Below are 7,486 nucleotides of genomic sequence, written 5' to 3'. Positions count from 1 at the left end.
CGCCCGCGCCCGCGTCGGAGCCCGCGTCCGCGCCGCCCGCGCCAGCGCCGGACCCGCCCGCGCCCTTGCCGCCCTCAGGCGCGACGTAGCCGCCGTCTCTGTCGCCGCCGATCGCCGGCGGCACGACGCCGCCGCCGGGCGCGCTCGCCGGGCGGCCGACCGAGAAGCGGTCGAGCACGACCGGCGCGATCTCGGGGGTGCGCACGTCGTAGATGTAGGAGACGACCTCGTTGGTGCCCGTGTCGAGCACCGTGAAGACGTTGTGGTCGTTGGACTGCACGAACGGCATCGGCTCGCCGTTGGGCGCGAGCATCGGGTTCTCGCTCGGCAGGATCGGCGCCAGGCCGCCGGGGTTGCCGATCGACAGGTAGTTGCTGATCAGCCACGGCGCCGGCGGCAGCGGGCGCGAGCGGCCGCTGAGCTGGTGGAACGCTCCGTAGGTGTTGCCGGTGTTGGAGGTCTCGATGAAGCTGGTCCCGCCGGCGCTGACAAAGCGGTTCCAGAGGTGGCTGTGACCGTTCTGCACGAGGTCGACGCCGGCCTGCTCGAGCATCGGCTGGAGGTCGCGCAGCAGCCCGTTTCTGCTCGTCGGGTACTCGTAGCGGATGCCGGTCAGTCTGCCGGCGGCGTCGCGCTCCTCCGTCTTCACCGGGTCGGTGAAGACCGGCATGATGTTGTCGCCGAGACCCTGCGGACCCTCGTGCAGGATCACGACGCGGTAGCGCGCGTCTCTGAACTCGGAGCTGGCCAGCTCCGACTCGAGCCATCTGAGCTGCGGGCTGCCGGCGTCGATCGCCTCGAAGATGTGCTCGCCCCAGCCCTGTCTGAGCTGGTCGCCGAGCACGTCGGCCGACTCGTGGTAGCGCGTGATCGCTCTGCGCGCGGCCGGATCGGCGGTCGCGCTGCTGGAGCGCCAGATGCGCGTCGAGTAGAGCGAGATCAGGCGCACGTCGCCGAGCGTGATCGCGTAGTAGGTCTCGCCGCCGGGCGAGCCGTCGGGGAGCGAGAAGATCTCCTCGTAGGTCGCGGTGCTGAACGAGTGCTCCTCGATCCAGCGGGCCTTGACGGCGGCGTCGCGTCTGGGGTTGACCTGGTCGGCGACGGCGGCGTAGGCGCGCTCGACGATCGCTCTCGGGACCGGCGCGTTGAAGGAGCTGCCGAGCGACGTCTGCCCGGCGCGCGCGCCCTGCACCTCGTGGTTGCCGACGGCGGGGAAGAGCGGTGCGCTCTGGATGATCTCGGCGCCCTTGTAGACCTCGCCGTGGGTCGAGGCGCGGCCGCCTCTGCCCTGCAGCACGGGGAAGAAAGCGGAGCCGCGCTGATCGTCGAACCACTCCGACGCGCGGTCGGGGATGTTGACGAGGTCGCCGGCGAGGAAGACGGCGTCGATGTCGCCGATCGTTCTCGCCGCCATCTCCAGGTTGGCCGGCGTGTTGACCATCGCCTGGTGGTCGCTGGTCAGCAGGATCCGCTGCGGCTGGCCCTTCGCCGGCGCCGGCGCGAGCTTGAAGGTGTTGGAGCTGACGAAGCGGCCGCCCTTCGTCGAGACGACGCGGTACGGGACCTTCTCGCCGGCGGTGAGGTCGGTGACGATCGCCTCGTGGCGGAACACGTCGCGCGCGACGATCCCCTGCTCGGCGGTCGGCTTCTCCTCGACGGGCAGCTGCGAGGCGCTGTCCTCGGCCGTCTGGCTGAGCTTCGTCGTCGTGGCGGCGAAGGTGCGGCCGCCGACGTGGACGGTGTGCTCGTCGCCCGCCCACTCGGTGAACCAGACGACGCTGACGCCGTCGGCGGTGGGGAGCTGGAGGAACGGGTCGGTCAGCAGCTCGAGGCCGTTGACGGCGCCGGCCTGCGCCGGCACCGGGTCGGAGAGCTGGTCGACGGTGACGCCGCCGAGCAGGGCGACTGACAGCGCGACAGGCGCCAGGCGAAGTGACTTCGCCCGAACGGAACGGGACATGTGAGGGAACCTTCGATTCGAGGGACGACTGGGGCCTGACGCGCCCGTCACGATGCTCGCCGCCTGCCCCCGTCGTGTTACCGAGCGGGGGTCGCGTTGTGAAGGGGTGTTGAGTGAACGAAGGCGTCCCGAGCGGTCGCGGCGCGAAAGGGTAGGGGTCGTGCCGGTGGTTTCCCTGATGCGAGCGCGGGCGCGCCGCGCGAGGGTGGAGCGATGCTCCGGATCCGTGCCGCTCTCGCCACGCTGCTGACCGTCCTGATCGCCTGCTGCGCCGCCGCCGCGCCGGCCGGCGCGCTGATCCCCGAGGTCGCCGTCGGCGGCGCCCAGTCGAGCTGGTTCTCCGGCTCGCTGATCCAGCAGACCGGCCAGAACTGTAGCATCCTCGGCGCGCCCTACAGCGAGGTGATGGTCAGCGGGATCGGCTCCTACGGCGGGCGCAACGGCGTCGTCAAGGTCGGCGACCAGTACTGGACGGCGGTGCTGCTGTCGGTCCCCGGCAATCCGTGCGGGCTCGGCTCGGCCGGGATCTCGACCGACCTGCTGCTGCCGCACGGCACGTCGATCGACACGACGCGGCAGATCCGCTGCTTCTACCTCTCGCGCAACGCGACCAGAGTCGACCAGTTCTCCGAGGTGACCGGCCAGACCTGGGAGGGCTTCGGCTCCAGAGGCCAGATCTGCCCGGCGCAGGCGAGCCCGTCGGCCTACCACAGCGGCGGGTACAGCATCGGCTTCCGGCCGCTCGTCAACGGCGGTCAGCTGCAGATCTTCGTGCCGGTCAGAAGCACGAGAAAGCTGCTGGGGATGGCCGGTCCCGACAGATTCATGTGGATGACGAACTCGGTCGGCGTGTACGCCAACCCCGGCGGCAGCGAGGTGTGGGCGAACGTCTTCGAGAACCTCGGCGAGCAGCCGTACGTCTATTTCGCGCGCGAGCAGTCGGCGGTCCCGTTCTGGAAGCCCGACGCGCCGCAGACCCCGCTGGACCTGCGCAACCGGACCGAGTTCTGGGCCAACTTCTACGTCGCCGGCAAGCCCGGCACGGTCTCCTTCCAGATCCACCGCACCGACACGCCGACGCCGACGCTGGTGATCGACTCGAGCAACCCGGCGGCCGGCTTCAACGGCACCGTCGGCGCTGGGCAGGAGCTGATCCAGATCCTGCCGGCGCCTGATGTGACCGGCCCGAACGGCGGTTGGGCTCCGTTCGCGTGGGACAAGCCGGGCCAGAACGGCAACGTCAGAGGCGAGTGGAACACGCCGATGACGATCAGATGGACCTTCACGCCGCAGACGGGCGCGCCGGTGCACGGGACGCAGTCGTTCAGAACGCTCGCGGGCCCCGACGGCGACGGTGACGGCGTCGCCGACGTCGCCGACGCCTGCCCGGCCGTCAGAGGCACGACCGCTGACGGCTGCCTGCCGGTCGCGCCGCCCGACCTCGACGGCGACGGCTTCTTCGGCGATCTCGACAGATGCCCCGCCGCCGCCGGGCCCGGCACCCTCGATGGCTGCCCGGTCGGCGGTGGAGGCGGCGGCGAGGAGCCGCCGCCCGGCGGGGGCGGCGGTGGCGGTGGCGGTGGCGGTGGGACGCCGCCTGGCGGCGGTGGTGGAACTCCGCCCGGCGGGGGCGGCGCTGAGAATCCGCCGCCGGTCGCGAGACCGGCCGCCGCTCAGCTCGTCGCGACGGTGCGCGCCAAGCGCGGTGCCCGCCTCACCGCGGCCGTGCTGCGCAGAGGGGCAAGGGTCAGATTCGCCTGCTCGCACGCGGCCGCGGCAACCGTCGCGTTGACCGTGACGGGCAGAGCGGCGAGAGCGCTCGGCCTGAAGGGCAGAGCGCCCGCGGTCGCCCGCGCGACCGTCCGCTGCGGCGCCGGCAGAGACGCGACCGTGACGCTCAAGCCCGCACGCGCCGTCCTGACAAGGCTGGCGAAGCTGCGCAGACCTTTGCCGGCGACGCTGTCGGTCGCGCTGACCGCGCCCGGCGCCACTCCCGGCGGCGCGAGCGTGGCGGTGAAGGTGGGGTAGCACCAGCGACCAGAGTGAGACGAAGACGACACTGTCAGCGCGCCGCCCGCGGCGTACGGTCGGCGCACGATGGGACTCTTCAAGCAGGTCCTCACCGCCTTCAAGCCGTCCAACATCGCCAGAGGCCTCGACGCGGCGCGCAACCCGCCGAGCGACGAGCAGATCGAGGCCAGCCTCAGATACCTGACGCCCGAGCAGCGCGCCGCCTATGACGCCAACATGGCACGGGTCGAGCAGGGCCGGGCCGAGTCGCAGGCGGCGTGGGAGGAGGCGAAGGCGATCTCCGACGGCACGCGCGTGCTCGAAGGGCCGGCCGGCAAGTACGTCTACGGCGCCGGCGTCAACGACGTCGCGACCCCGCAGGAGCTGGAGGCGATGCTGCGCTCGCAGGGCACCTTCGAGACCGTCAGAGCGATGCGCGCGTCACGCAGAGGCGAGTTCAAGCAGGCGCTGCGCCAGAGCTTCGGGATCCAGGAGGTCAAGCAGATCTCCGACCCCCAGGAGCGGATCGAGGTCGCCGCCGCCGAGCGCGCCGCGCGCGACGCCGCCCGGCTGCCGTACCGCGCCCCGCAGGCGGCAGAGATCGCGATCAGCCGCCTCGCGACGCGCGGCGAGACGCAGCTGGCCGAGCTGCTCGCCCACCTGCACGAGTCGGGCCTGGCGGCCCAGCCCGAGCGCGTCTTCGGCGTCTACCGCGTCCCCGATCGCATCAGCGGCCCGCTGACGCCGCACTCCGAGCGCGGCCGCGTCGTCGAGTGGGACGTCGTCCACGAGGCCGCCGCCGCCCGCTTCGCCGCGGCCGACAGCGGTGCCGCCGCCGCGCCGCCGTTGGTCGCGACCTCGTTCCGCGCCGTCGAGCAGTGGGTCGCGCGCCGGCTCGGCGAGCCGTCGCTGCTCGACGAGGACCTCGCGCTCGCCTTCTGCCTCGCCGCCGGCATCGGCCCGGAGCAGTGCCTCGGCCTCGCGCGCATCTCCGAGTTCCGCCAGCTGAGAGGCACGGGCGAGCAGCACGAGATGCGCACGCTCGTGCAGGGCGTCGTCGCGATCCATCCGCAGGAGGACTCCGGCGCCTTCGCGCGGCTGCGCGCCGCCGCGCCGCTGCCGCTGCCGGCCGACCCGGCCGCCGCTGCCGGCGTCCACGTCGAGCTGCTCAACTGGGAGGCGATCGGGCGGGCCGTCCACCTCAAGATCCACCACCCGCCGCCGGTCCCCTCGCCCTATCCGTACCTGCCCGCGACGCCGCAGGAGCTGCTGCGCGCGTACCTGGAGATCGTCGGCGTGCAGCCGTTCGACTGCTACAGCGCGCAGGCGACCGTCGACCATCCGCTGGAGCTGATGCAGGGCGGCTTCTTCTCGACCAACCTCGGCCCGAAGCAGCCGTGCGCGGACGGTGAGGAGCGGATGCGCACGCGCGGCTGCGAGCTGCTCGCGATCGTCTACCGCGACCGGCCCGACTACCTCGCCGGCCGCGAGCGCTGGGCGGCCTACGAGCGCGACGTGCTGCAGGCGCGGCTCGGCAACGGGCTGCGGCGGCGGCCGGCGCTGGCAGTGCCCGAGGAGGGCTTCGACATGATCCCGGCACTGCTGCGACCGGCGGCGCGCGCGGCGGCCGTCGTCGACAGCCTGACCGAGTGGGAGTGGGGGATGGAGCAGCCGCCGCCGTACCGCTACTGCTGGCCGGCGACCGACATGGACAGCGCGTGAGCTGGAGCGACCCGGACGTGACGCCGGTCGGCGGCGCGCCGGGCGCGCGCGCCGAGCTGCCGCGGCCGGTCGCGGGCGAGTCGGGCTTCCCGGCCGGCGAGGATCCCTTCGGCAGCCGCCCGTCGGTCCAGCGGCGCGGCTGGATCCGGCTCGTGCTCGGCGTCGTGCTGCTGGTCGGCGGGATCGCCGGCCTGGCCGTGGGGATCGTCCAGGCGGTCGGCGCGCACGGCCGGATCGAGGGCGACGCGGTCGGTCGCGGGATCGTGCGCGAGGGCGGCCGCGGCGGCGCGCTCGCGTTCGAGGTGCCGCCCGGCGAGCGCCGCCACTACACGGTCTACCTGCTGTTCGAGGGCCTCTTCTCCAACGACGAGGTGCAGGAGCTGGCGGTGCGCGACACCGGCTGCCTGGCGACGATGCCCGATGGCGTCCAGACCGCCTTCCGCGGTGCGCGCCAGGGGGTCGCGGCGACGCTCGGCAACGCGGCGTCGGTCGGCCACTTCAGCTCGCAGCCCGGGCGCGTGACGATCGCCTGCGCCTACACCTCCGGCACGCGCAGCTCCGAGCGGCGGCGGCCCGGCGCGGTCGCGTTCGTCGTGACGCCCGGGACGCCGAGCTGGGTGGGCAGCGGCGTGCTGACGATCCTGGGCGGCGTGGCGGCTGGCCTGCTCGGCGGCTTCCTCGCGGTATGGGGCTGGCGCGGCCGCCGGCGCATCGTCGGCTGAGGCCCCGCGCGCTGCTAGCGTCACCCCGCGTGCGCGTCTTCGCCTGCCCGCAGTGCCGCCAGCTGGTCGACTTCGAGGCGACGCGCTGCCTCAACTGCTCCACCGCCGTCGCGTACGACCCGCGGGAGCGCACGGTCGTGCGCGCCGGCGTGCCGTGCGCGAACGCCGGGATCGCCGCCTGCAACTGGCTCGCGCCGGCGCCGGGCGCGCTCTGCGCCAGCTGCCGGCTGACGCGCACGCGCCCCGCTGACGGCGACCTCGCCGGCCTCGCCGCCTTCGCGCTGGTGGAGGCGGCCAAGCGCCGGCTGCTGTTCGGCCTCGCCGAGCTGGAGCTGCCGCTGCGCTCGTGGACCGACGGCCCCGGCGGCCTCGGCTTCGACTTCCTCTCCAGCGCCGGCGAGCCGGTCACGACCGGCCACGCCGACGGGATCGTCACGATCGACCTGGCCGAGGCCGACCCGGTCCACCGCGAGCGGATGCGCGTGCAGCTGGGGGAGCCGTACCGGACGCTGGAGGGCCACCTGCGCCACGAGGTCGGCCACTGGTACCAGTCGGTCCTGATCGCCGACGGCTCGCCCGAGCAGGAGGCCTGCCGGCGGATCTTCGGCGACGAGCGCGCCGACTACCAGGCGGCGATGGACCGCCACTACGCCGCCGGCCCGCCGCCCGACTGGCGCGACCGCTTCGTCTCCGCCTACGCCTCGATGCACCCGTGGGAGGACTGGGCCGAGACCTTCGCCCACTGGCTGCACGTCAACGACGCGCTCCAGACCGCGGCCGCCTGGGGCGTCCGCGTCGACGGCCCCGCCGAGGGGATCGGGGAGCGCGCCCCGCTGCACTCCGACCCGCCCGACGCCCACGGCGACATCACCGAGCTGCTCGATGCCTGGATCCCGCTGACGCTCGCGCTCAACGCCGTCAACCGCTCGATGGGCGTCGAGGACCTCTACCCCTTCGTCCTCGCCCCGCCGGTCCAGCGCAAGTTGACCTTCGTCGACCAGCTGGCGCGGGCGGCGGCGGTGGCCTGAGCGGCGCGGGGCGTCCAGCGCGCCGGCTAGCCTCCACTCCGGAA

General features: G+C 73.5%; 5 protein-coding genes. 4 read left to right on the top strand and 1 reads right to left on the bottom strand.

Going from position 1 to position 7,486, the window contains the following annotated elements; all coding sequences use genetic code 11:
* The coding region (locus tag R7226_RS23585) for a metallophosphoesterase family protein (protein WP_318599811.1) at positions 1 to 1,960 on the bottom strand (1,960 nt) is incomplete at its 3' end.
* A gap of 213 nt (positions 1,961 to 2,173) precedes the next feature.
* Between R7226_RS23585 and R7226_RS23580 the strand changes: the two genes are divergently transcribed.
* From R7226_RS23580 to R7226_RS23565, 4 genes are all read left to right on the top strand, one after another.
* Positions 2,174 to 3,988: a hypothetical protein gene (locus R7226_RS23580; RefSeq protein ID WP_318599810.1), complete on the top strand. Its 1,815-nt coding sequence runs from the start codon at positions 2,174 to 2,176 to the stop codon at positions 3,986 to 3,988.
* Between the two features lie 69 nt (positions 3,989 to 4,057).
* Entirely contained in the window at positions 4,058 to 5,692 is a 1,635-nt protein-coding gene (locus tag R7226_RS23575) for a hypothetical protein (protein ID WP_318599809.1), read from the top strand.
* The gene (locus tag R7226_RS23570; RefSeq protein ID WP_318599808.1) at positions 5,689 to 6,414 is read left to right on the top strand and encodes a hypothetical protein; all 726 of its coding nucleotides are present in this window, start codon (positions 5,689 to 5,691) and stop codon (positions 6,412 to 6,414) included. The genes R7226_RS23575 and R7226_RS23570 overlap by 4 nt, the downstream gene beginning before the upstream one ends.
* 29 nt (positions 6,415 to 6,443) lie before the next feature.
* Complete coding sequence (locus R7226_RS23565) at positions 6,444 to 7,442, top strand: zinc-binding metallopeptidase family protein (RefSeq protein ID WP_318599807.1); 999 nt, start codon at positions 6,444 to 6,446, stop codon at positions 7,440 to 7,442.
* Positions 7,443 to 7,486 lie beyond the last annotated feature (44 nt).

The organism is Conexibacter stalactiti (assembly GCF_033542075.1).
Lineage (GTDB): Bacteria > Actinomycetota > Thermoleophilia > Solirubrobacterales > Solirubrobacteraceae > Conexibacter > Conexibacter stalactiti.
Note: the sequence above shows the minus strand (reverse complement) of the source record. Positions and strands in the feature narration are given on the sequence as shown.

Excerpts from the sequence above, each read along its gene's own strand:
- R7226_RS23580 (WP_318599810.1), top strand. The coding sequence starts at position 2,174 with ATGCTCCGGATCCGTGCCGCTCTCGCCACGCTGCTGACCGTCCTGATC.
- R7226_RS23575 (WP_318599809.1), top strand. The coding sequence starts at position 4,058 with ATGGGACTCTTCAAGCAGGTCCTCACCGCCTTCAAGCCGTCCAACATC.